Source organism: Streptomyces sp. NPDC055287 (genome assembly GCF_053646035.1).
This window is the reverse complement of sequence record NZ_JBSHNE010000032.1, coordinates 16,342-37,882: the sequence shown is the minus strand read 5'-3', so window position 1 is coordinate 37,882 and position 21,541 is coordinate 16,342. Positions and strand designations below refer to the sequence as shown.

The following is a 21,541-nucleotide window of genomic DNA, read 5'->3' as shown; positions in this document are numbered from 1 at the left end:
AGAAAGCCTGGGGAGCCTGAACATGGGGGTCCTGACACCCCGTCCGCGTACGCGTACGAGTGGAACCCGCGCACTGCAGCGGGCATTTGGCGTTCTCGCGGTCACCGGGGCGTGTCTCGCACCCGCCCCGTCGACGGCAGCCGCCCCCGCTGGAACTCACCTGGCGGACGCGGACAACCCGTCCTTCGGCCTGTCCTCCAGCTCCGAGTGCACTTTCGGCGGCGACATCATAAAGTCCACGCCGTGGGCGCTCCAGCGCGTACTCCTGGACCAACTGCGAGCGCAGGCGACCGGCAAGGGCGTCATGGTCGCCGTGATCGACACCGGCGTCGACGACAGGAACCCCCAGCTGCGCGGCGCGATGGCCGCGGGCGGCAAGAGCTACGTCGGCAAGGGCGACGGCACGGAAGACCTCGAGGGCCACGGCACCCGGGTGGCCGGCATCATCGCTGCCCGCGAGATCCCCGGCACCGGCTTCGCGGGCATGGCCCCGGAGGCCAAGATTCTTTCCCTCCGCTACACGGGCGGGGAGGAGAAGCAGGGTGATTCGGGGACGATGTCCGCCGCGATCAACGACGCGGTGGCCAAGGGTGCGAAGATCATCAACATCTCGTCGGACACGGCGAACAAGAAGGACAACGCGACTCTGCGCAACACCGTGGCGGAAGCCGTGAAGGCCGGCGCCCTGATCGTCGCAGCCTCCGGCAACGACGGCGCCAACGGAGAGTCCGCGAACACCTATCCGGCGTCGTACCCGGGCGTCCTGGCGGTGGCGGCCTCGGACCGCAACGACGAACGCGCCTTCTTCTCGCAGGCGGGCGACTTCGTCGACGTGGCGGCCCCGGGCGTCGGCATGGTCTCGACCGTCCCGACGAGCGGCCAGTGCGCGGCGGACGGCACGAGCTTCGCGGCCCCGTACGTAGCGGGCGTAGCGGCACTGCTGAAGGAAAAGCACCCGAAGTGGTCGGCGGCCCAGATCACCACCCGCATCCAGGAATCCGCCCAACGTCCGGGCCGCGGCCCGAACCGCTACCTGGGCTGGGGCGTAGTGGACCCGGTAGCCGCTCTCTCGGACGAGTCCACCCCGGGCACCCGCCCCGAACCGGACCCCCCGGTGGTAGCGGGCTCGGGCGAGGTCATCCCGATGGCGGTGACGATGGGCGAGACAGAGGCGGAGCAGGAGCAACGGGTCGCCATGTACGTGGTGGGGGCGGGCTTGCTGCTGGTGCTTCTGGCGAGTGGCAGCGGGATCGCGGTGCGGGACTGGCGGAACAAGCGTGCCAGGCAGTCAGGTTAAGGAAACAGGGGAGAGGACACGGGGTATGGGCAACGGAATGCGGGTGGATCTGAGTGCACTCGATGAAGTGATCAAGAAGCTCTGGACGCTGCTGGACGACATGGACAAGGCGGGGGAGACGTCGCGGTACCGGACGGACATCCCGATGGACGCGTTCGGAAACACGTGCATGTTTCTGGAGGCGGGTGACCTCCAGAAAGCCCACGTGGACACGAAGGGCGACCTGGAAGGCGTGATTAGGGGACTGCACGGGCTGATCGACAAGTTCGGCAAGAGCACCTCCAAGGTCAAGGACAAGTACACCGAGCAGGAGTACGCGAACAAGAACCACATGGGTGGTGGCTCGGGGGGCTCGAACGGCAAGTGGGACAAGTAGTCCGATCGAGCAGCACCAACTGAGGGGAAGGGTTCAAAAATGGCCGGTGACAAAGAGCTGCCGAAGCCAGTAATTGAGGGGGAGACCTGCATCGCAGGGCGGCCTCAGACGAAAACTCAATTCATCGAATACTCGCTCAAAGAGCTTAAGCAGATGCTTGATGGCACCAACCCGGGCACGATCGAGGAGACCGGCCGCAACTGGGGCAAGGTCAAGGACATCCTCGCCGGAGGCAAGGACGGCGAGGGGATTGCCGGCCTGCTCGACAAGGCGGTCGACAACGTGCTGGAGCACTGGGAGGGGGAAGCTGCCGCAGCCTTTGAGAAGAGCGCTCGAAAGCTCGCCCAGAGCATCAGGAATGCGGCTTGGCATGCCGATCTCAACAGCTCCCAGATGGCTGATGCCGCAAAGCAATTGCGCAACTACAAGCAGCAGCTGGACGACATCAAGGAACCCAGCGGCTGGGCAAAGGCTGGCGATGCTCTCAGTGACTGGTCCTGGGATAACGGTGAGTCGACGGCCGAGGACCTCAAGGATCGCAAGCTGACTACCGCAGAAGTAGCGAAGATCAATGAGGGCAAGATCGGTGCAAGCCGAGAAGCGCACCTCAATGGTGTCGCTGTCATGGAGAATCTCGGGGTTCAGTACGCGCGCGTCGCGGGGAACTTGAATAGGAACCGCGCTCGTGTTGACGACGACGGCCACATCAAGGAGCCGACCCGTGATGTGGAGTACCCACCGCCCGTCACCCCGGGGGGTGTCGGCGGTGCATCCCGGCCAGGTGCCACAGGTTCAGCCAATAAGCCCTGGAGTGCCGGTCCGCCCAAAGGTATTGGGGCGGCTCCTGTAGGTCCCCGCCCCAAGGGCATCACGGGAGGCGTTCCGGGGGCGCCGCTCCCGCCCACGACAGGCACGAACGTGGATAGCATCAAGCCCGGCCTGACGGGCGGTGGTCCCGGGCCCAGCGGTGTCGCACCCGGCGGTGCGGGGACCGGTCCCGGTGGCGGCGCGCCGAGTGCGCTCGTTCCGGGGGGCGGTGGCCCGGGTCTCAGCCGTGCCGCAACACGCAGCGGCATTGGCGTGCCCGGTGGCCGTCCGGGTCTAGGCGGGCCGGGCGGCACAGCAGCTGGCCGTGGTACTGGAGCCCGAGCCGGGATGGGTGGCATGGGCGGTGGCGCCGGAGCTGGCGGCGCCGGGCGGGCCGGCGCCGGCGGCGGTGGCCGTGGAGCCCTCGCGAAGTCTCGTGGTGGTGTGGTTGGCGCGGCCAAGGGCATCACTGGGAAGGGTGTCGGCGGCGGTGCGGGCCTGCACGGTAGCCGGGGTGGAACTCGCGGCGGTATGCCGGGCGGTATGGCTGGGGGCATGGGCGGTCGCAGCGGCCGTCGTTCCGGGGACGAGAATGAGCGGGGCGAGCGTCCCGACTACCTGGTCGAGGACGAAGAGACCTGGATCTCGGAAGAGGACCGCAACCGGAACGTGCCACGCAACATCGAGTAGGCGCGAACGAGCGAGCCGCACGGAAGGTCCGTGCGGCTCGCCTGTATTAAGGCTGGTCTAACCAGTCGCAGTCGAGTGAGGAGCAAGGAAATGGGTGCCAAGCGAGTCTGGTCCACGGCGGGAGTCGTGGCGCTGACAGGAGCCTTGCTCCTCACTTCAGCCCCGACTGCCTCGGCGGACTACGTCAGGGATCAACAGTGGGTGTTGGACGTATTTGCCATGCAAGATACTTGGGCCGAGTCTCAGGGGGAGGGCGTAACTGTTGCTGTCGTCGACTCTGGTGTCGACGCCAGTCACCCTGACTTGAGTGGTCAAGTCCTCAAGGGGAAGGACTTCACCGACGGCGGGAATGCTCAGGAGGATACTTTTGGGCATGGGACGAGCATGGCGAGCCTCATCGCTGCGCGCGGCCACGGCGCTAAAGGTTCGTCCGGCATGATCGGGCTCGCGCCCAAGGCGCAGATTTTGCCGCTGCGCACTCTGCAAGCGAAGGATGACAACAATCCGGATGAAACCTGGGGTGCAGCGGTTCGATATGCAGTCGACCAGGGTGCGAAGGTCATCAACCTGTCTTTTAGTGGTGATGGCGGTGGCAAGACTCTCAGTGACGGCCGTGAAGCAATCGCCTACGCGCAGGCGCACGACGTTGTGGTTGTCGCAGCTGCGGGAAATAGTGGGGCCGTCGCCGTCGATGAGCCAGCCGCGCTGCCCGGCGTTGTTTCTGTCGGTGCGGTAGACAAAGAGGGCAACCGTTGGGAAGGTTCCAACACTGGGAAGGGGCTCACTCTTACGGCGCCCGGTGTTGAGATTCTGGCGGCGAACAAGAATCGGTCGCCGGGATACAGTTTGTCCACCGGCACCTCGGATGCCACCGCCTACGTGTCCGCCACCGCCGCCTTGGTACGCGCTAAGTACCCCAACCTCACCGCCGGCCAAGTGATTAACCGCCTCATCAAGTCGGCCTCCTTCCTCGACCACAAGGGTCTGAAGGCACCCGACGAGGAATACGGCTACGGGATTATTCGCCCCTACCAGGCCGTCACTATGGACATCCCCCAGGGTCCGAAGGAAGGGCCCCTGGGCAAGTTGACGGCGGCAACCCCCTCAAAGGCCGGCAGCGCATCCGCGGGCGACGACGGCACCACAAGCCAGGCCAAGAAGAAGAAGTCCTCCTCCGGCGGCATTCTTGTCATCGCCGGCATCGCAGGGGTACTAGTCATCGGCGGCATCATCGTTGCGGTCATCCGTAGCCGCAGCAGCCGCGGCAACGGCGGCCCCGGTGGCGGGTCTTCCCAGGGTGGCGGCTACCCGAACCAGTCGACGTATCCCGCCGCTCAACAGTCGTACCCTGCCTCCCCTTCGGGCCAGGCGCCCCAGCACCCGAATCCCTATGCGCAACACCCGCCGAACCAAGGCCAGTAAGCCGCATTGCATCGACTGAGCCCGTCGTGCCCGCCCCCTCGGGGCCTTGCACGACGGGCTCAGTCGTTGTCCTGGAGCTCCGCGCGAAAAGGGCCTTGGTGTGGGTGAGCAGGAGTAGGGGCGACGCGTACACGCACCCGCAGCGGAGCCAGTAGGACAAGACCATGTCCTGTGGATGGATTGATCGTTGGGCCGGTCGTGGGAGTGCGTGGCAGGAAACGGATCGCTCTCGGCAGGCCGTACGAGTCATGCCCGAGCGCTGCGAGCCGAGTTGACGCACTCTCTGGGCCGGCCCCCCGTCGGTCCCCGCAGCATGCTCACCAGGCTGGTGCCGGCGAATCCGCCCACGCGCTGCCGAAGAATGAGAGTCGCACGTGGCTGACGACGCGCCGTTTTACGCACAGGACGCGGGCAGGAAACTTGCTCGCGAATTCGAGCTTCAGGCCTACGATTTACGTGCGCACCTGAAGCAATTTAAGGACAAGACCGGAGAAGAGGCCATCTCGGACGGATTTGGCCTCCTGACGGAATCCGACGAGCTGAGAACCGAATACATCGAGTACTCCACGGACGCCGCCGACGCCATGAAGCTGGTGCACACGTACTTGGATGCCGTAGCTGATTCCCTGCGGAAAGTGCACCGCAACACCGAAGTCACCGACGACGGTGTCGCGGTGCTCTTCGGCAAGAAGAGTGACGGGGCCAAGAAGTGAGCGGAAACGAGTCGGTCGGCGAGGAGCTCGTAGAGCTCGGGATCGAGCTCGTGAATCCCGGTGGCAGGCCCGAGGAACTCAGGCAGGCTGCCAAGGAGTGGCGTCGCCTGCAGTCCGACGTCGCGGGCGCCGACGGGTTGCTCAAAGCCCTCGACCGGAAGGTCGAGGACGTCGTGGGGGACACCTGGCGCGGACCTGCCGCTGAAGCGTTCAAGGACCACTGGCGCGAGATGAGGGCACAGGTCGAGAAGGCGACGGCGCAGTACGACGAAATCGCCGGCCAGCTCGACGAGGCCGCCGATTCCATCGAGCGGATCAACTCGGAGATCCACGACATCTACATCGAGATCGGCGTCTCGATCGGGGTCGGCGTAGCCCTGTCCTTTGTCACAGTCGGTCTCGGAAGCGCCGCCGCGGCAGCGAACGTCGCACGGCTGGCCGGGCGAGCCATCAGTCTCTCCGAACGGCTCGGCCGGTTGCTGAGCCGCATCGCGGCAGTGATGCGTGCCTATCAGCGGTCGACGAAGCTCACCAAGCTGCTGGTGGACTTCGGTATCAACTGGGCAGGGAACACCGTCACTACAGCCACCAGTGCGGCGGCGACGGGCGAAGGAGTCGATGCCGCGGGCTTGTATGAAGCGACCTGGCAGGGTGGCGTGGCGTCGCTCGCGGGTACGCCGTTGGGGATGGCCGGGGCGGGAGGCGCGACGGCCCTGCTGCGCAACCGTGGCGTGAGCCGACTGGGAATGCGTACCGCGGAAAGCGTGGCAGGTGGGGTGGTCGGCAATGTCGGGGGCGGAGTCGCCGTCGACGGTGTCACAAAGGCGACCGGTGAGAAGCCGGAGTGGCTGAAGAACGCCGTGGTCAATGCCGCGGGCGGCGGTGTTGGCGGTGCCGGCGGCGTGGGCATCGGAGCCATGGCCCATCGTCGATTGCAGACTCCGGGCAACCCTGTCGTTCCCCCGGCGAATCCCGACGCGGCGAGGCCCCCCGGGAATGGTCGCCAAGAGGGCGGTCCCCGCCCCGCGGGCGACGCGCGGTCGCCCGGAGCCGGTGCGCCTCCCGCGAGGGGACCTTCACCCCGGCAGCGCGACATCAGGGACGACTTCGGATGAGCGGGCAGCCTCTCCGGCTTGCCACCGCACGTTCGTACGCGGGCGAGCCGGCCCGGGGTGTGGCCTCGCGCCGCACGGCAGTCACCGACTGACGATTCGCGGCGCCGACCGTCGGCGACCTTTGCTCCCTGTACCACCGCTGCTCTTCCCGCCTTGTGACGGCGGGCTCGAAGCTCCTGATGGATCGTGGCGTGGGCCGGCCAGCCGGACCGACCACGATCATCAGGAGCTTCGTGCTGTCCCGCCTGCTCCCGCCGGATGCCACGGGATCCCACCGACTGCCGCCGTATGTCGTCCGATGCCCACTGGATACCGTCGGATCCGGCCGCCGACAAGGCCCCCGCACCGCCCCCGCTCCTAGCCCCCGCACCGCCCCCACTCCTAGCCCCCGCACCGCGCCGACCCCGCCCCCGCACCGCGCCCACCCCGCCCCCGAGGCCTCGATTACAAGTTCTCCACCGAACCTGACGACGGCCGCTGCCGCCCCGTGTTCGCGAAGGCTCTAGGGTGTTGTGTGACTAATGGGGAGAGTGTGACCCGTGGGGTGAGGATGCTCGCCGGGCACAGGTGATGGGGTCGGCCATCTGCGGCGTCCTCCGTGCAGGACCCTCGGGAGAACTGCACGCCGCCCGGCCCGTCGCTCCGTCCGCCGGGTTGTGGCTTGCCGCGGTCTTCGGTGCTGCTCCGCGATCCGTTCGGTCTTCGTGATGATTCGGTAGCCGTAAGGGAGAACTCCGGTCCATGGGGGATCACTTCAAAGCAGATACGGATCAGCTGGGGGAGTTCCTCAAGACTCTCGAAGGCTGTGTCCGGGACCTCAACGAGGCGCGTGCCGCTCTGGATCACGTCCGCGCCGACCAGATCGGTACCAAGCGACTGGACGAGGCGTGCGACGGATTCCAGGAGCGGTGGAAGTACGGGTCGGAGCAGACCAAGAAGATGATCGACGCCATAAGTGAGGGCGTGAAGTCGAACAAGAAAGGCTACGAAGAGGTCGAAAAGGCCTTGGAGAAGGCTTTCAACGACATGGCTCAGCAGTCCACCTCGGGTGGAAAGGGCGCGAAGTAATGGCCGTGAATCCCTATCCCAACCTCGGGTGGAACCCCACTCCCGGTATACCGAGTGAAGTCAACGCGCTGAAGCAGAAAGTCACTACCGCGGCTACCGCGCTGCGTACGTGTCACACTCAGCTTCAGAAGCTCATCGGCGAGAGCAGCTACTGGGAAGGCGACGCCGCGAAGGCGTTTCGCGAGGCGATCGACGGCGAGCTGCCGACGTACATCAAGAATGCCGCGCGCTCCCTGGAGAAGGCCTCCGCCCAACTGGGCAACTGGGACGGCTATCTGACAGCCAACCGCGACCTGGCGCAGAAGTACGACGCCGCGGCGGCCGAGAAGAAGGCCGCGGCCAATACGGCCAAGGACCGGCACGACAAGGCGGGGCAGCACCCCGACCTCAAGCTCGCCGGCCAGCAGTTCGGTACCCAGGAAGAGGCCGACGCCGCGACGGCGCGTCTGCGGGCGGCCGAGCGCAGCCTCAACGAGGCGACGACCGCGCTGAACCAGGCCAACGGTGCGTACGACGACGTCATCACCAAGGCCAAGACGCTGGAGACCACTCACTCGGACAACGCGGAGACGGTCGCCAAGTCGCTCGACGACGCCACCGACAAGCTGGCGCCCAAGGAACCGGGCTGGCTGAGCAAGGCCGTCGACGCCATCTGGGACGGCATCAAGGCCGTCGGCGCGTTCCTCTACGAGCACGCCGGAACCATCGGCGCCATCGCCGGCATGCTGGCGCTCTTTCCCACGCCGCTCGCTCCGCTGTTCGCCGGAATCGCGGTGGTGGCGAGCGCGGCCTCCATGTCCAAGAACCTGTCCGACCCGAAATTCAGAAGCGACTTGTTCGGCGGCGGCAGCGGGATGGACATGTTTTCCGCCTGGGCTTCCATAGCCGGAGACACGGTCGGGATGATTCCGGGCGGCAAGGCATTGGGCCTGGCGGCGAAGGAAGTCGCCGACGGTGTGGGAATGGCCGGGCGCATGGGCGTAGCCGTTACGAACACCGAGAAGGCCGGTGCCTTTGTCAAGGAGATCGTCCCTGCCTTCTCGAAGAACGCCACGGACGAAGTCGCAGACGCATGGCGTGCGGCCGGCGAAACCGCTTCGGGTTCGGCGAAGCTGATGGGCGAGATCACCGCCAATGGCGTCAATGTCGCCGCGAACGTCGTGTCTTCCCTGGAGAGCCTGGGAGTCGTCGACAAGGAAGGCGGCGAGCACAATGCCGCGGAAAGCACCAAGGCCGCTGCGACCGCGCACAGCATTGCGGGGCTTCTGGGATGGTTGTGAGCGAGCGTGGCGCGGCAAGTGAAAAGCGGGTTGGACAGTGACTGAGCATTACGCGGAGACGGCGAGCAAGCCGCAGCCGGCCTTCTGGTACGGGCTTCCGCACGGCTACCTGCAATTGGATCTCGACCCGCCGTTCGAGCAGGTCGTGGCGTTGATCAAGCAGGTGATGAGCCTGCCCGACGAACTGCGTGAGCGCGCGGAAGAAGTGGTGCGCTTCTACACCGGGGTTGTCGGTCTGCTCAACGCCCAGCAGGTCCAGGGGTGTGCGATCGGACTGCACCCCGACGAGTCCGACGGATTCGTGTCGTCCGTACTCACGGTGTCGACCGTCCCGGCGTCCGGAGTCAACGCGAAGCTGGTACTGGCCAGCATGGCCGGAACCGCCGCCGACAACCCGGACGAAGGCATGCGCCCGCTGGAGCTGCCGTGCGGAACGGGCTTCATAGCCGAGAAGAAGCGGCGTACGGTCGCACCCGGCAGGCCGCCGGAAGGGAGCGGTGCTCCCCAGGAGGGAACCGTCTGGCAGGGCACGGTCGCCGTGACGGGCCGCGGTATGCCCGACATCGTCGTCGTGCAGCTGGTGACGGCCGCGGTCGACGTCGCCGACGACTACCGGAACATCCTGCTCGGCGTCGCGCACACCCTGTCGTTCACCGACCCGTCGCCTCGGGAAGAGCCGGGCAGCGAGGGCGGCACGGGCCGGGGGTCTGCCGCTACGAACGCCATCAGGAACGACTTCGGATAGCCGCGGCAGTGCCCGAGACCAGCGGCAGTGGCCGTAACCAAAGGAGACCCATGCCGGAAGCACCGCATGTTGAGCACTCGTCCCCGGCCGTGGACGCGGAGGAGCTGCGCAAGCGACTGACCTCCCGCGTGGTCAGGAGGTTCCTGGCGTACGGTGCGACCTTCGCGGTCATGGCGGTCGTTCCGCCGTTGCTGGTGCAGTCGGGCGCCTTCGACGGCACGTGGCACTGGGCCGTGTACGTCACGGCGCCCTTCACGGGCATCGGCATCATGGGCCTTCTGGCTGTCCTCTTCTACAAGCTCCCGTCCGTCGTCGTCGTCACGCGCGCGTGCAGGAAGGCGTTGCGACAGTACTCCTTCGACGAATTCTGGCCGCAGGTCGAAAAGAAGGACGGAAAGCGGGCCACGAAGGGAGGCCCCAAGCTCACTCTGAGACTGAAGACCGCCCAGGGCGCGAGGTCACCGCTGATGCACGTGCTCGAAGTGCCGAGCCGCGGCAGGCGTCGCGACCCGTGGCCCGAGGGCATCGAGAACGGCGTGTGGGTGGCGGGCGACCTGCCGTTCGGAGGCATCGCGTTCGTGCCGGGCAGCGGCGCACTGCTGCTCATGCACCCCGAGAAGTGGGACAGGCTGGCCCCGGACCGCGAGTCGGCCGGCCCGGACCGTATCGCCAGGGCGGAGCAGGCGGGGCTCGCGCGCAGGGTCTTCTGACAGTCCGTCCGTCCGCCTTCCGTCTGCTGTCCCTATGCCAGCGACGAGTGCGTCATGCCCAGCAACGAGTGCGTCGACTTCGGGTGACGAGAGATACTGAGGGGACGAGAGGTGAGGAGAAGCGAGATGGCCCAGCAGCCCCAGAACCCCAAGGGACCCGATCCCGACCGCGGCGTGTGGGACGAAGCGCTCGACCCCGAGCAGGTTCGCTCATTGAACTCGGCGCTGCGCAAGCTTGCCGACGGTGGCGGCGCCGGCAAGGAACTCCAGGACACGGCGAAGAACCTGCTGTCGGGCCGCCTCCAACTGCGCGATGCCCTGGACGACCCCTCGGCGGTGCGGGCGTTGAGCGGCGGCCCTATGGCGTCGCTGCGCAACCAGTGGGAGTCGCTCTCCGAGGAGGAGCAGGAGCAGATCAGGCAGGGCGAAGCGCCCGCGAATGACAGCGCGCCTTCGGATCCGAACGCGCCGACGCGCTCGGGCGAGGACTCCCCGCAGCCTCGGAAGAAGAGTCAGGGGCGGCACAGCGGCGGCTTCTCACTGTACTGAGCACCCGAGCGCGCGTTTCGGGCCCTGCACGGAGGGGCTGGGCGGAATCACCCGCCCAGTTTCTCCGTGCAGGGCGCTTCCGTATGAGCCGGAGGGCCTCCGGGGTGCTCGGCACACGGCCCGATCAAGCGGCGTGGAACTCCTCGACCGGACCGGCTCAACCACCACTCAGAACAGCCCGTGCCACATCTGCTCGACAATCAGCGACCACCAGCAGTCCGGATTCGCCAGCGCCATGGCGTCGATGGCCACCAGTGCTCCTGGAGCTCCGCCACCGCCACACCCGCTGCTACCGGGTCGAGCCCCTCCATCCGCTGCCGCACGGTGGCGAGCAGGGCCAGGGAGCGGACGTACGCGCCGACCGAGATGCTCACGTAGCGGGCCGACGCCGCGACCGGGTCGATCGCCCGAGGACTCGCACGGTCTCGTGCCCCCTTGAGGCGGCCGCCTACGGCTGCCGGATCCGCAGCGCCTTCGCCCCGTGCGCGGTCGCGGCGACCAGTATACCGTCGGGCGAGAGGTCGGCGCCGGTGAAGGGGGTGTCCGAGATCAGGGAAGCCACGACTGTCTCGCGTGACCGGTCCCACACACGAAGCTGATCCGTGCCTCGGTGGAGCGTAAGTGGGGCGGTTGCCCGGTCCTGTTCGGGCAGCCGCAGCAATTGTTCCGGTCCCGGCTCGTTGAAGAGAGTCGGCTGTACGAGGCTGTGCACGAGCAGTGCAGAATCACTTTTCCCGGTCACAGGGAAGGCGCCGGGCGTGCCGGTGGGTACCGCGAGCGCGGCGACAGGAGTGGGCGCTCCCGCAGGGCGTGGGAGCGTGCCGATCGTGACTTCGCTGATGTTGCGCAGGCGGATGCTCCACAGGGTGTGCCAAGGCAGGTCGAGGCCGAGCCGGCGCACCGCCGCGGCGAAATCCGGAAGCTGATCCTCGACGAACGCGCTCTCCAGTAGCGCAGCCCGGGCCAGGGTGGGCGCCTGCGTGCGGGTCAGCAGCGGGGCGATACGAAGATACGTACGCCCCGGAGCGCCGAGTGCCTGCGCTGGAACGGCCTCGACTGCTGCGCGGAGTCGCACCGGGTCAGCGTGCACGAACAAGCCGGGGTCGGTGAGGAGCTGCGGCAGCAGCCCGGCCTCCAAGGTGTGACCTGCGATGTGGTCACGCACGTAGGGGTCGGCCTTGCTCCAGTCCTGCTCAGGCACCGATTCCAGGAGTGCCATGGCGATCTGGGACTGAGCGGCGCGGATGTTCGGCAGGGCGGTGCGGATCTCCTCGCCGAGGGCGGGATGGATCAGCTGGAGCAGTGTCTGCTCACCGCCACCCGCGCCGGTCGCACCCGTCCGGAGGGATTGGACGAAGGGTCCAGCGAGCGCCGAGCCACCCGCGACGGCTTCGTTCATGTCCTGACCGGCGAGGCTGCTGACGAGCCGCATCCACAGCTCGACGGGCAGACCGTCCCCCTCCGCGAGGGCCAGCGGCGCAAGCAGTTGGCGCAGGGTCCGCGGGTCCCCGCCGACTCGGCGTGCGTGCAGATCCATTGCCTCACCGAGGGAGGTGGGCAGTAGAGCCTCGTCGTCCGGGGCGAATCCGGCGGGGGCCGTGAGGATGCTCTGGACGGCGAGCTGCACCGTGAGGGGACTCGTTCCGGCTCGGCGGCCGATCGCCTCGGCGAGGGCCCTGCGAGCCGCCGGATCAGTGGTGAACCCCAGTTCCGGCGCACCGGAGCGGGGGCTGAGTAGGGCCTCGGCCTGGAGTACGAGTCCTTGCGGATCGGCCCACTGCGGCTCGTCGAGGTCGATGATCTGCACCGTGCCGGGCGGCAGATCCGCGGCCAGCTCGGCGGCCAGTGGTCGCGGCACGTCGGCAAGCAGCCGCACGGTCCCGATGGCGGCCAGAGGCTTGAGCACTTCGCGTACGAGACGGGCGGGCTCACCCGAGGTCCGCACCGGGCCTGCCTGGTCGACGTCCGGCACGACGACGGTCACCGGGTGGTCCAGGGACGCCAACTCCAGGTATATTTTTGCCACTTGCTCGGCTCGCAGGCCGTAGTGGCCGGCGAGGAGCCAGACCACCTGAGCCGCGGTCAGCCCGGCCGCACTCGGCACGGCCGGGGCGGGGAGCTCGGGCGGCACGGTCGACGGGTCCATGTCGGCCAGCGGAAGACGCTTGCGGAACTCCGGGTCGCACAGCATCAGGAACCCGGTGACCAGGTGTGAACGCCCGCTGCCCGGGCTGCCGGTGAGCACGATGACCCGCGGCGCACCCGGCCACTGCATCCGCCAGGCGGCGAGAGCGCGCAGCACGGTGACGCGGCCGCCGATGTGGGGGTGGGGTGCATAGCCTTCGGTCGGGGCGGTCATGGGTGTGGTCCTCGCGGGTGCCGGGGGTAGGGGTGAAGGCTCGGTCGCCAGGTGTCAGGCGCCAGGGCCGGATGTCGGGCGACAGCTAGGCGTTGCGCTCCAGGTTCTTGCGGTAGAGCGCGATGGCCTGCTCGGGCGGGTAGTTGGGGACGGTGACGGATTCGCCGGTCTCCTTCGACACCACGATCTTGGCTCCGCCCGGAGGAGAGGGCTGCGGTCGCCCCGCAGCGTCGGTGCGGGGCGGGAAGACCGCGTAAACCAGGTAGCCGATGTCGAACTCGTGGACCTTGAGTTCGGCGGGGGTGCCGTCAGGCAGCTTGGGCTGGGCGTAGCGGCTGCGGACGATGTCCACAGCCTGGGCGGGGGTGGTGGGCTGGGCGCCGGGGGGCATACGGGTCCTGTTCGTCGGTTGGACTGTGCTGGGGCAGCGCGTTGACTACGTGGGGAACTCGCCGTACCAGCCGCCGTCGAGGAAGTACTTGGGCAGGTACTCGGACTCGACTTCGACGGTGAAACCCGAGTCCCTGGCCAGGCAGGCGATGGCCAGGGGACCGAGGGCGACGAGTCCGTCGGAATCGCGCGCCGGCTCCTCGTCGCGGGTCCAGTGTCCTTGTGCCATTCGACGGTCTTGGCCAGCTCGGTGTTGAACCGGTCCTGGTCGCCGCGCACCACCTGGGTCAAGAGGATCACGGGCGGGTACATGAGGTTCAGTACGGCGCATCGCGAGGCGGGCCGGAGGACCTCGGGGGCGGTGCCGTTCACCGCGGCGAGCAGTTTGTCGCCGAGTTCCGGCCGCTTGAGCCGCCGCGGAATCCTGATCATCTTCGTCCCTCGCGGCGCTCAGGTAGGGAAGTCGCCGACGCGGCCGCCTTCGAGCAAGTATTTCGGGATGTAGCCGGATTCCACTTCGATGGAGATGCCGCGGTCGTAGGCGAGGCAGGCCATTGCCAGCGGGCCCAGTGCGACGAGACCGCTCACCTGCGCAGCCGTTGACTCCTCAGCCGTCCAGTACTCCTTGTGCCATTCCAGGGCCTTGACCAGTTCGACGTTGAAGCGCTCACCGTCGCCTGCGGCCCAGCGGTAGAACAGGTTGAGTGGGGGGTACAGGACGCGCAGCATCAGGCTGCGGTCGGCGACCTCCAGGACTTCCGGGTCCGTGCCCCTGATCGCGGCCTCCAACTTGTCGCCGAGACCAGGGCCTTCCTTCCAGTAGGTCTGGAGGGTGTCGACCCATGCGTAGATGTACTCGTCGAACACCGCTCCGGATTCGCGCAGCAGCGAGATCGGGACGTCGCTCAGCTCGTTCAGCCGCTCACGTTCGCGGCAGACGAGCGCCAAGTAGAACGCGGTGAGCCAGTTGCTCGCGTGGGCGGGCGGCTGCGGGCCGGTGGAGGGGATCGTCCGCAGTTTGCCCGAGATCAGGCATTCCACTGTGGGTTCCGACGAGGTGGCCGACCGGAAAAGGGCGGAGCCGATCTGCATGGCCGCGACCCATGCCTCCCAGGTCTCGATCCGTGCGGCGCGGGGGTCGAGGGCGCAGTGATTCTTGGCGTTCGCCAATGCCCGGTTCAGTCCCGTGTTGAACGTGCTGGGCATGGTTTCGAGCTTCCGGACCCGCGCTTCGGTGTCGTCAAGGAGCGCTTGCGCACGGTGAACTCGGTCGGCAGGCACCTCGTGACGTGTCACTTGTGTAGTCATTGCTGCCTGTCCTCCGGCTTCCGGATGTCGAAGTAGTCCATGGTCGATCCACCGTACCTCTTGCGATCACGGTGGCCGTCGTCGCCGACGTAACCGCTCTCGTGGTTCCCGTTGTTGGCCTGCGCGTTGGCTTCCGGATCGCTTTCGACCTTGGATTGCACCAAGACGTACTGGACGTTCCCCAGTTCGTAAGCGGTTTCCAGCTTGTTGGCAATTGCCTGTTGTTCCGGGGTTCCGTCCTGCATCAGCATGTAGATGGTTTCGAAGTACTCCCGGGTTCCCTGCATCACCTTCTGGCCGGTATGGCCCTTGCGTTCACCGAGCTGACCGGTAGGCGCCTTGGCTTCGACCACGATGTAATGGCCGGGCTTGTTCGGGTCCTCGTAGATCTGGTCGAACTGATCGCTGCCGTTACCGGTGTGAGGTACGTCGACCAGTACGTATTCAGGGTGCTGGCTGGCCATCGCATGGTGCAGCGCCGCGTTCTCGCCGTGGCTCTCGCCGATGTCGCGTACCGCGGAATGCGTGTCCGCGTACACGCGCTTGGCGGCCTTGTATTCCTCAGAATCCTCGCCGTGGTCCTTCTTCGCTTGCAGCTTGGCGGTCTCGGCGATGCGGTCGGCCTGGAGCGTCCACTCGCGGTCGTTGGTCTGCGCGTCGAGATTCTCAAGATTCTGGGGTGCGATTTGGCCGTCGTCACGGCCCAGCTTGACGGGCTTGACGATGCCTTGGGGCATGTAGTCGGGCGCGTCCGGGGGCGGGACGTCGCTGGCCGCAATGAACTTATCCGGATCGTCCGGATGGTCCGGGTCCGGCTTGAGCTGCGGAAGCCTTTGGCCATCGACCCTGTCGTCCAGGCTGTGGCGATTGCCGTTCTTCTGCCAGTACTTCTTGCGGTTCTCCCTGCTCTCGTTGGCGAAGTCGACCATCCTGCGGATGAAGGCCTTGCCTTCCTCGCTGCGAGCGGCCGGTTCCGACGGACCACGGGGCGGGGCGGTGCTGTCCGAATCGGGCCTGTTGGTGCCGCTGCCGGCCTCCTCGGCAATGGGGCCGTACAACAGATCCTTGCCGCGCGTGGAGTCCCTGACGTAGCTGGACGCATCGGCGTTCCTGCCGTCGGGCAGGCTCTCCCGTGGAGGGACTGCCGAGTCCTTGTTCGTGGTGCTCGGGCGGTCTCGATGGTTGTCGGCCGGGGACTGGTTCGGGTCATCGTGCCGTGTCGGGTCCGGGGCATCGGGCCGGTTCTTGTCCGGAGCCGCCGCGGGTGACTGCTCGCGGTGATCCGGGCGTGCCTGGTCGGGACGTAGCTGGTCCAGGTGTGCCTGGTCCCCTCGCGGCGGTGTGTTCGGCCGCCGGCCGTCGGGCTGCTCGCCAGTCTCCGGCTTCTGCCGCGTGGGGTTGCCCCTACGCGGGTCGGCCGTGCGCGGGTCCGCAGTCTGCTGTTGAGAAACGGAAGTGCGCGGATCCGGCGGTGTAGTGGTCTGCTGCGGAGTATCCCGGTCAGGTGTGGGATAGGCCGAAGTGCCCTGCGTCGGGCGGTTGGGCGACGTCTCCGCGGCCGTCCGGGTGGGCGCCGGGCCGGTGTCCTGCGTGTCGTGGGTGGGCTGCTGCTGGTGATCCGAGGGGGATGCGGTACGGGTTGGGCTCTCCGAGGCCGGAGCGGGCGGTTGTGAAGCCGTATCGGGCGCCCCCACGTGCGCGTCGGAGTGCGTCGGGGCGCCCTGGCGCGACTGCGGGTCCCTGGTGTCGGGTGTCTCGGACGGGGACGGGCGGTTCGGTTCGGAGGCGGACTCCGCGTTCTCCGACTGGCGCGGTTGCGTCGAGTCGCCGTTCTCCGAAGTTGTCTGCCGGTCATCAGGCGTGCTGGAGGGCTGCGGTGTCTGGCCGCCCTGGGTTTCGGCCTTGGCGTTCGCCGGGCCCGCGTCGGGTGCCGTGCTCGGTTCGACCGCTGAGGGCTGAGGGGTGCTCGAAGTGGTGGAGGCGTCCGATGCCGCGGAATCCGCTGCGCTGGGCGATTCGGTGCTCGGGTCGTCGCTGCCGGTCTGCTGCTTCGGGGGGGCGACCGAGGCGTCGTTCTGCGTGCTGTTGTCCGGCTGCCCGCTGCTGTCGGAGTTCTCCGCGTTCTCCGAGTTGTCCGTCTGGGACTCGTCGTTCGTATTCTGGGAGTCGTCGGTGTCCTCAGCCGTCGCGGGGTGCAGCGGATTCCCGTCCGGGTCCATCGGGATGTGCCAGACGTGCTCGGCATTGGGGATGTGCAGCGGGTCGTGGCTGACTTCGCCGCTCTGGGTGTCGATCCAGACGACTTGACCGTTGTGGTTGACGGCATTGAAGGCGTGGCCGCCGCCGCCGGGCCAGTCCACCTGGACGATGGCATGCGCGCCGTGCCCTGCCTGAAGGAGGTCGTCCGCGATGCGCTGGGCGGTGTCCGGGTCGCTGCCTTCACCTGCGTACGAATGCGGAGCACCCGACCAGCGGATCTGGTTCTCGTTCGCGTCGTCCTCCGGCGACCAGGGGTCCACGTTCCCGTTCTCGTCGGTGTCGAGGGTGCGGGGGGCCGAGACCTGTGGGTTACCGCGCCAGGTCTCGAGGAAGGAGCGGGAGCAGTCAGCACAGTTGTTGCTGCGTCCGGGGACCTGGTTGCCGCCGTCGTTCTGGAGCTGGCTCCAGGGGCCGAACGGATCAGGGAAGCGCTGGGGGGTGCCGTCGGGATTCTGCGGCACGGCGTCCGCCAGCAGTTGCTGGTCCTGGGGGTCGGGCTCCGTCAGCCCTCCCGGGTGGTGATCCAGGTCGTTGCGGATGTCGTCGAGGCTGTCCGTCTTCGGTTCCGGCTTGTCCGGCGCCCCGGGATCGGCCTGTGGCGAGCCTGGGGGCTGCGGGCCGGACGGTGTGGGGTTCGAAGACTGGGCCGGGGCGTTCGGGCCAGGGACCACGGTGTGGATCGGTACCGCCGTCACCTGCTGCTGGTTCGGGGTGCTCGACGGCGTGCCGGAGTTGGTGCTGCTGGGCTGCTGCGGCGTGCTGGGGGAGCTGCCTGACGGCTGGTGAGGTCGTGCGGGTGTGTTGCCGGCGGCTGGTTGCGACGTGTTCGGGGTGTTGGTGCTCGGAGTCGGCGCCCTGTCGGGTGCACGCCCGGGAGAGCCGGAGGCGGGAGTGTTGGCTGTGCTCGGAGTTGCCGTCGGGGACGGGGATGGGGCCTGGGTCGCCTGCGGTGCCGCGTTCCTGGGCGGGGCCGGCTGCCTTGGGTCCTGGTTCGGGGTGGCGGAGCCAGGTCCCTGGTTCGGGGTGGTCCGGCTCGGGCCTCGGTTCGTGTCGGGGCTGCGGCCGTCCGACGAATTAGGGGTGGTGGGCGTCTGGCCGGAGGGCCGGCCGCCGGTCGAGCCTGTGGTGTTCTGATTCGGGGTGCGGCCGTCACCCGTGCCGGGTGTGCTGTGCTGCGACCCCGGCGTGCGGGTGCCCGCCCCGCTCGGCGTGTTCTGGTTGGGGCTGGTTACGGGTCCGGGCGTCGCCCCCGGGGTGCGGCCGTCCGTCGATGGTGCCGGCGTATTGCGGGGCGGTGTCGACGGTGTCGGGCTCGGGGTGGAGGCGGGGCCCGTTCCGGTGGGGTTGGGGGTGCCTGGAGTGGCGGAGGTCCTGGGCGGGCCCTGGGAGGGGTTGGGGCTGGTGGCGCTCGTACCCGACGGCGAGCCGCTCGGGGTGGTGTTCGTGCCGGTACGTGCGCCCGCTCCGCCGTCCGCCGTGGAGGGCGGCGTGGGCGAGGTCGGCATCGAGGAGTTGCCGTCCGGGCGGGGGCCGGCCGAGGCCGACGGGTCCGCCGTGGTCGGCGTCGGGGCGGCGTTGGACTGGGTGGGGATGCTGGCGGCGAGGCTGTCGATGGAGGTGCTGATCGAGCCGCCGCTGCTCGTGGAGGAGGGTGTGCCGCCGGCCGTCGGTGTGGGAGCCGATTGCGGGGTGGGTGAGGTGAGGCCGCCGGGGGAGGACGAGCCACCGCGGTTGTCGCCCGCACTAGGGGTGTTGCTGCTGGTGTCCGACGACGGGGAGGGGGAGGGAGACGTGTTGCTGGGTGAGGGGTCGTCGAAGTCCGACAGGGTCGGCCGGGAGGGCGAGTTCGAGGAGGAAGGATTCTGCCCGGTGTCCGAGGTGCTGGGCGAGGAGTCGGGGGTGCCGCTCCCCGTGTCGGTGTTGGGGAGGTTCCCGAGGTCGGGGGAGTTGTAGGCCGCAGGGCCGTCGGCGTCGGCGGATATGCCACCGCCGATGTTGGTGTTACCCGTGTTGGTGTTCGCGCGTGAGGTCGTCGACGAGTCCGAGCTGGAGGAGTCGGGGGACCCCGAGGTGTCGGACGTGTTCGACGAGTTGGACGAACCGGACGAGTTGGATGCACCCGACGAGTTGGACGAGCCGGACGAGTTCGTCGAGCCGGACGAGTTGGATGTGTTCGACGGGCTCGACGAGGAAGAATTCGAGTCGGACGTGCTCGAGTTCGAGGAGTTCGAGCCATTGGAGGAGGAGCCGTCGCTCCCCGAGTTGTCACCGCTGCCGCCGTCACCGCCGCCCGCAGTGGGATTGTTGCGGTTGTTGAAGGCGTCCATGCTGCTGTTGTAGCCGCTGTCGATACCGTCGCGGACGCTGCTGCCGGCCTTCTTGCCCAGGCCGTCGCGCAGGCCCTCGGCAAACGTCTGCGGAGTTTGCTTGATGGCCTCCCAGCCGCCTTTGGCGCCGGCCGAGACCGTCTTGCTGAGGTCGAAGCCTTCCTGGGCGCCGAAGCCGACGTTCACGGACTGCCTGACCAGGTCCGTGACCATGGCCTGGACGGCGGAGACGGCCGGTTCCTTCATCGCTTCGATGATGGCTTCCATCAGCGCGTCCTTGAGCGCGTCGAGGATGCGTCGTACGGCGAGACGGGTGATCTGGGTGGCGGCCATTCCGGCGGCGGCGGAGAGGCCGAAGGTGACGATCGATGCGGCCGCTGCGGCGGCGATCTGGATGGCCAGGGCGATGAGCTGGACGATGACCGCGTACTTCGCGAACTCCACCAAGTAGGCGGCCGCTTCGAAGGTGTTCGCGATGATGTAGGCGGCTTCGGAGGCGTTGGCGAGGTAGCCGTCCGAGCCGTCCGAGAACTTCTTGTAGTGGGTGGTGAACTTGTCGATGGACTCGCCCGCGTTGTGCGCGACCACCGTGCGGGCACTCGTGTCCGCCCGTGTGCGGAGCTTCTGGGCGTCGTCACCGAACTTCCGCCACAGCGCGGCGGAGTCTCTGAGCAGGTCCTCGTTCGCTGTCGGCCAGTTGTAGCCGAGCATCTTCAGGACCCACTCGAGCTCATCCGGCAACATCATCGCCACAGCGCGCCACACCCCCGATAGGCAACCGCCGCACTACGTTCCCCAACGACAGGAGAATCACACGAAGTACAGCCGTGCCTAGAGCTTACTAACCATCACCACCGTTACTGGAGACAACCCCTGTCACAACCGTGCTGCGAACCAGGTATGTCTCGTGCGCAAGTTGTGCGCATGTCGTAGCGGTGGTGGTGTCGGGCGGTCCCCTACGAACCTGGCTGGCTCTGACGCTGGCGTCGGTACAGGGCGATGGCCTTCTCGGTGGGGTAGTTGGGGACGGTTACGGTCGCGCCGGTGTCCTTCGCCACCACGATCTTGCTCCCACCCGGCGGGGAGGGCCGAGGCCGGCCTGCCGCGTCGGTAGTCGGCGGGAAGGTCGCGTACACCAGGTAGCCGATGTCGAATTCGTGGACGTGCATGGGGGCAGGCGTGCCGTCCGGCAGCTTGGGCTGGGCGTAGCGGCTGCGGACGATTGCGAGCGCCTGCTCGGGTGTGGTGGGCGGGACTTGCTGTTCCGGGGCGGGGGTCTCCGAGGTCATGGGTGTCCTTGCCTGACTCGCGTTGCCATACGTGGGGAGCTCGCCGACCCGGTCGTCGGCAAGAAGGCCTTGGGGAACGGGTATACGGACTCGACGTCGATCGTAAAGCCTGCCTGGATGGCGGCGAAGCTGGTGAGTGCCGCGTGGTGGGTGGCCGAAGGTGGTGTGACGCGTCCCGGGGGAACGCACCCCCCTCGTCGCGGATCGACCAGTCGCCGGAGCGCTGACCCCGACCGACGTCACGGCGCCACCACGTCACAACGCACGCACGTCAGACCGACTTGAAGTTGTTCACCTTCGCACCACCGTCGGCCTCGTGCTGGGAAGTGAGCGCTGCGTACTTCGCGTCTTCCTCGGTCTCGTGCTTCTCGTGCCGCACGCCCATCGCGGTGAACTTCATCCCCATGCCCGCGATCCGCTGCGCCAGGCTGGGCATCGATTCCTTCATGCCGTCGCGCAGACCCTCGTAGACGACACCGAAGTGCTCGCCCATTTCATCGTCGCCCCACGGCGGCGTCTTGCCCGACTTGCCCTCGATGCCGTTCAGTCCTTCGAACAGCGCCTTCGCGGCCAAGGCGAAGTCCTGCCCCACCTCGAACATGTGGAAGCCCTCGCCCTTGAGGACCGAGGCATCGGCCCTCATCGTGTCGTCCCCCGCCACAACTACCCCCCGTACTTCGCACGTCTGTCGCAGCGTCAGCCTAACGCCCGGCCCGCGTCCCCTCCAAGGGATACGGGTAGGGGGCCCCACCAGGCACCGCCCTCCCGTACCCTCCCAGGGCAGGGCAAAAGAGGTGGTGCCCCACCGGGCACCACCCCTCACCTCACACGCGTACA

At 67.7% G+C, this 21,541-nt stretch carries 18 protein-coding genes and 1 pseudogene; 11 read left to right on the top strand and 8 right to left on the bottom strand.

What is annotated here, in order from left to right; genetic code table 11:
• Window positions 1-22: 22 nt before the first annotated feature.
• The 11 genes from mycP (ACWIHY_RS31750) to ACWIHY_RS31700 all read left to right on the top strand — a co-directional run bounded on the left by mycP (ACWIHY_RS31750) (window position 23) and on the right by ACWIHY_RS31700 (window position 10,772).
• A complete protein-coding gene (mycP, locus tag ACWIHY_RS31750) occupies window positions 23-1,297 on the top strand; it encodes a type VII secretion-associated serine protease mycosin (protein ID WP_454379558.1) in 1,275 nt (424 codons plus the stop codon).
• Window positions 1,298-1,322: 25 nt separating this feature from the next.
• Complete coding sequence (locus ACWIHY_RS31745; protein ID WP_454379557.1) at window positions 1,323-1,673, top strand: hypothetical protein; 351 nt, start codon at window positions 1,323-1,325, stop codon at window positions 1,671-1,673.
• 39 nt (window positions 1,674-1,712) lie between these two features.
• Window positions 1,713-3,170: a WXG100 family type VII secretion target gene (locus ACWIHY_RS31740; RefSeq protein WP_454379555.1), complete on the top strand. Its 1,458-nt coding sequence runs from the start codon at window positions 1,713-1,715 to the stop codon at window positions 3,168-3,170.
• Between the two features lie 90 nt (window positions 3,171-3,260).
• Window positions 3,261-4,592 carry a type VII secretion-associated serine protease mycosin gene (gene mycP, locus ACWIHY_RS31735; protein WP_454379553.1) on the top strand — a complete coding sequence of 444 codons (1,332 nt, stop codon included), beginning with the start codon at window positions 3,261-3,263 and terminating at the stop codon, window positions 4,590-4,592.
• Window positions 4,593-4,966: 374 nt separating this feature from the next.
• Window positions 4,967-5,305 carry a hypothetical protein gene (locus tag ACWIHY_RS31730; RefSeq protein ID WP_454379552.1) on the top strand — a complete coding sequence of 113 codons (339 nt, stop codon included), beginning with the start codon at window positions 4,967-4,969 and terminating at the stop codon, window positions 5,303-5,305.
• The gene (locus ACWIHY_RS31725; protein WP_454379550.1) at window positions 5,302-6,420 is read left to right on the top strand and encodes a WXG100 family type VII secretion target; all 1,119 of its coding nucleotides are present in this window, start codon (window positions 5,302-5,304) and stop codon (window positions 6,418-6,420) included. Before ACWIHY_RS31730 ends, ACWIHY_RS31725 begins: the two co-directional genes overlap by 4 nt.
• 741 nt (window positions 6,421-7,161) lie before the next feature.
• A complete protein-coding gene (locus tag ACWIHY_RS31720; RefSeq protein WP_454379549.1) occupies window positions 7,162-7,488 on the top strand; it encodes a hypothetical protein in 327 nt (108 codons plus the stop codon).
• Window positions 7,488-8,768: a putative T7SS-secreted protein gene (locus ACWIHY_RS31715; protein ID WP_454379548.1), complete on the top strand. Its 1,281-nt coding sequence runs from the start codon at window positions 7,488-7,490 to the stop codon at window positions 8,766-8,768. Before ACWIHY_RS31720 ends, ACWIHY_RS31715 begins: the two co-directional genes overlap by 1 nt.
• Window positions 8,769-8,805: 37 nt before the next feature.
• Entirely contained in the window at window positions 8,806-9,513 is a 708-nt protein-coding gene (locus tag ACWIHY_RS31710) for a hypothetical protein (protein ID WP_454379546.1), read from the top strand.
• 50 nt (window positions 9,514-9,563) lie between these two features.
• Window positions 9,564-10,223: a hypothetical protein gene (locus ACWIHY_RS31705; RefSeq protein WP_454379545.1), complete on the top strand. Its 660-nt coding sequence runs from the start codon at window positions 9,564-9,566 to the stop codon at window positions 10,221-10,223.
• Window positions 10,224-10,349: 126 nt separating this feature from the next.
• Window positions 10,350-10,772: a hypothetical protein gene (locus ACWIHY_RS31700; RefSeq protein WP_454379543.1), complete on the top strand. Its 423-nt coding sequence runs from the start codon at window positions 10,350-10,352 to the stop codon at window positions 10,770-10,772.
• Between the two features lie 200 nt (window positions 10,773-10,972).
• On the opposite strand, the gene ACWIHY_RS31695 is transcribed toward ACWIHY_RS31700, so the two are convergent.
• From ACWIHY_RS31695 to ACWIHY_RS31660, 8 genes and pseudogenes are all read right to left on the bottom strand, one after another.
• Window positions 10,973-11,146 (bottom strand): hypothetical protein, encoded by a 174-nt coding sequence (locus ACWIHY_RS31695; RefSeq protein WP_454379541.1) that lies wholly within the window; start codon window positions 11,144-11,146, stop codon window positions 10,973-10,975.
• Between the two features lie 74 nt (window positions 11,147-11,220).
• Window positions 11,221-13,131, bottom strand: a complete 1,911-nt coding sequence (locus ACWIHY_RS31690) for an ATP-binding protein (protein ID WP_454379540.1) — start codon at window positions 13,129-13,131, stop codon at window positions 11,221-11,223.
• An 85-nt stretch (window positions 13,132-13,216) separates the two neighbouring features.
• Window positions 13,217-13,522 carry a hypothetical protein gene (locus ACWIHY_RS31685; RefSeq protein ID WP_454379539.1) on the bottom strand — a complete coding sequence of 102 codons (306 nt, stop codon included), beginning with the start codon at window positions 13,520-13,522 and terminating at the stop codon, window positions 13,217-13,219.
• Between the two features lie 45 nt (window positions 13,523-13,567).
• Window positions 13,568-13,953: pseudogene (locus ACWIHY_RS31680) on the bottom strand (immunity 49 family protein).
• 18 nt (window positions 13,954-13,971) lie between these two features.
• The gene (locus tag ACWIHY_RS31675; RefSeq protein WP_454379538.1) at window positions 13,972-14,727 is read right to left on the bottom strand and encodes an immunity 49 family protein; all 756 of its coding nucleotides are present in this window, start codon (window positions 14,725-14,727) and stop codon (window positions 13,972-13,974) included.
• A 98-nt stretch (window positions 14,728-14,825) separates the two neighbouring features.
• The gene (locus tag ACWIHY_RS31670) at window positions 14,826-20,162 is read right to left on the bottom strand and encodes a toxin glutamine deamidase domain-containing protein (RefSeq protein ID WP_454379537.1); all 5,337 of its coding nucleotides are present in this window, start codon (window positions 20,160-20,162) and stop codon (window positions 14,826-14,828) included.
• Between the two features lie 209 nt (window positions 20,163-20,371).
• On the bottom strand, window positions 20,372-20,704 hold the full coding sequence (locus ACWIHY_RS31665; RefSeq protein WP_454379536.1) for a hypothetical protein: 333 nt from the start codon (window positions 20,702-20,704) through the stop codon (window positions 20,372-20,374).
• Window positions 20,705-20,975: 271 nt separating this feature from the next.
• Window positions 20,976-21,347: a hypothetical protein gene (locus ACWIHY_RS31660; protein WP_454379535.1), complete on the bottom strand. Its 372-nt coding sequence runs from the start codon at window positions 21,345-21,347 to the stop codon at window positions 20,976-20,978.
• Window positions 21,348-21,541 lie beyond the last annotated feature (194 nt).

What these genes read in the sequence shown, in the direction of transcription:
- ACWIHY_RS31715 (WP_454379548.1), top strand. Translation starts at nt 7,488, where the DNA reads ATGGCCGTGAATCCCTATCCCAACCTCGGGTGGAACCCCACTCCCGGT.
- ACWIHY_RS31675 (WP_454379538.1), bottom strand. Translation starts at nt 14,727, where the DNA reads ATGCCCAGCACGTTCAACACGGGACTGAACCGGGCATTGGCGAACGCC.
- ACWIHY_RS31705 (WP_454379545.1), top strand. Translation starts at nt 9,564, where the DNA reads ATGCCGGAAGCACCGCATGTTGAGCACTCGTCCCCGGCCGTGGACGCG.
- ACWIHY_RS31700 (WP_454379543.1), top strand. Translation starts at nt 10,350, where the DNA reads ATGGCCCAGCAGCCCCAGAACCCCAAGGGACCCGATCCCGACCGCGGC.
- ACWIHY_RS31685 (WP_454379539.1), bottom strand. Translation starts at nt 13,522, where the DNA reads ATGCCCCCCGGCGCCCAGCCCACCACCCCCGCCCAGGCTGTGGACATC.
- ACWIHY_RS31690 (WP_454379540.1), bottom strand. Translation starts at nt 13,131, where the DNA reads ATGACCGCCCCGACCGAAGGCTATGCACCCCACCCCCACATCGGCGGC.
- ACWIHY_RS31660 (WP_454379535.1), bottom strand. Translation starts at nt 21,347, where the DNA reads ATGAGGGCCGATGCCTCGGTCCTCAAGGGCGAGGGCTTCCACATGTTC.
- mycP (WP_454379553.1), top strand. Translation starts at nt 3,261, where the DNA reads ATGGGTGCCAAGCGAGTCTGGTCCACGGCGGGAGTCGTGGCGCTGACA.
- mycP (WP_454379558.1), top strand. Translation starts at nt 23, where the DNA reads ATGGGGGTCCTGACACCCCGTCCGCGTACGCGTACGAGTGGAACCCGC.
- ACWIHY_RS31720 (WP_454379549.1), top strand. Translation starts at nt 7,162, where the DNA reads ATGGGGGATCACTTCAAAGCAGATACGGATCAGCTGGGGGAGTTCCTC.
- ACWIHY_RS31740 (WP_454379555.1), top strand. Translation starts at nt 1,713, where the DNA reads ATGGCCGGTGACAAAGAGCTGCCGAAGCCAGTAATTGAGGGGGAGACC.
- ACWIHY_RS31665 (WP_454379536.1), bottom strand. Translation starts at nt 20,704, where the DNA reads ATGACCTCGGAGACCCCCGCCCCGGAACAGCAAGTCCCGCCCACCACA.
- ACWIHY_RS31745 (WP_454379557.1), top strand. Translation starts at nt 1,323, where the DNA reads ATGGGCAACGGAATGCGGGTGGATCTGAGTGCACTCGATGAAGTGATC.
- ACWIHY_RS31670 (WP_454379537.1), bottom strand. Translation starts at nt 20,162, where the DNA reads ATGATGTTGCCGGATGAGCTCGAGTGGGTCCTGAAGATGCTCGGCTAC.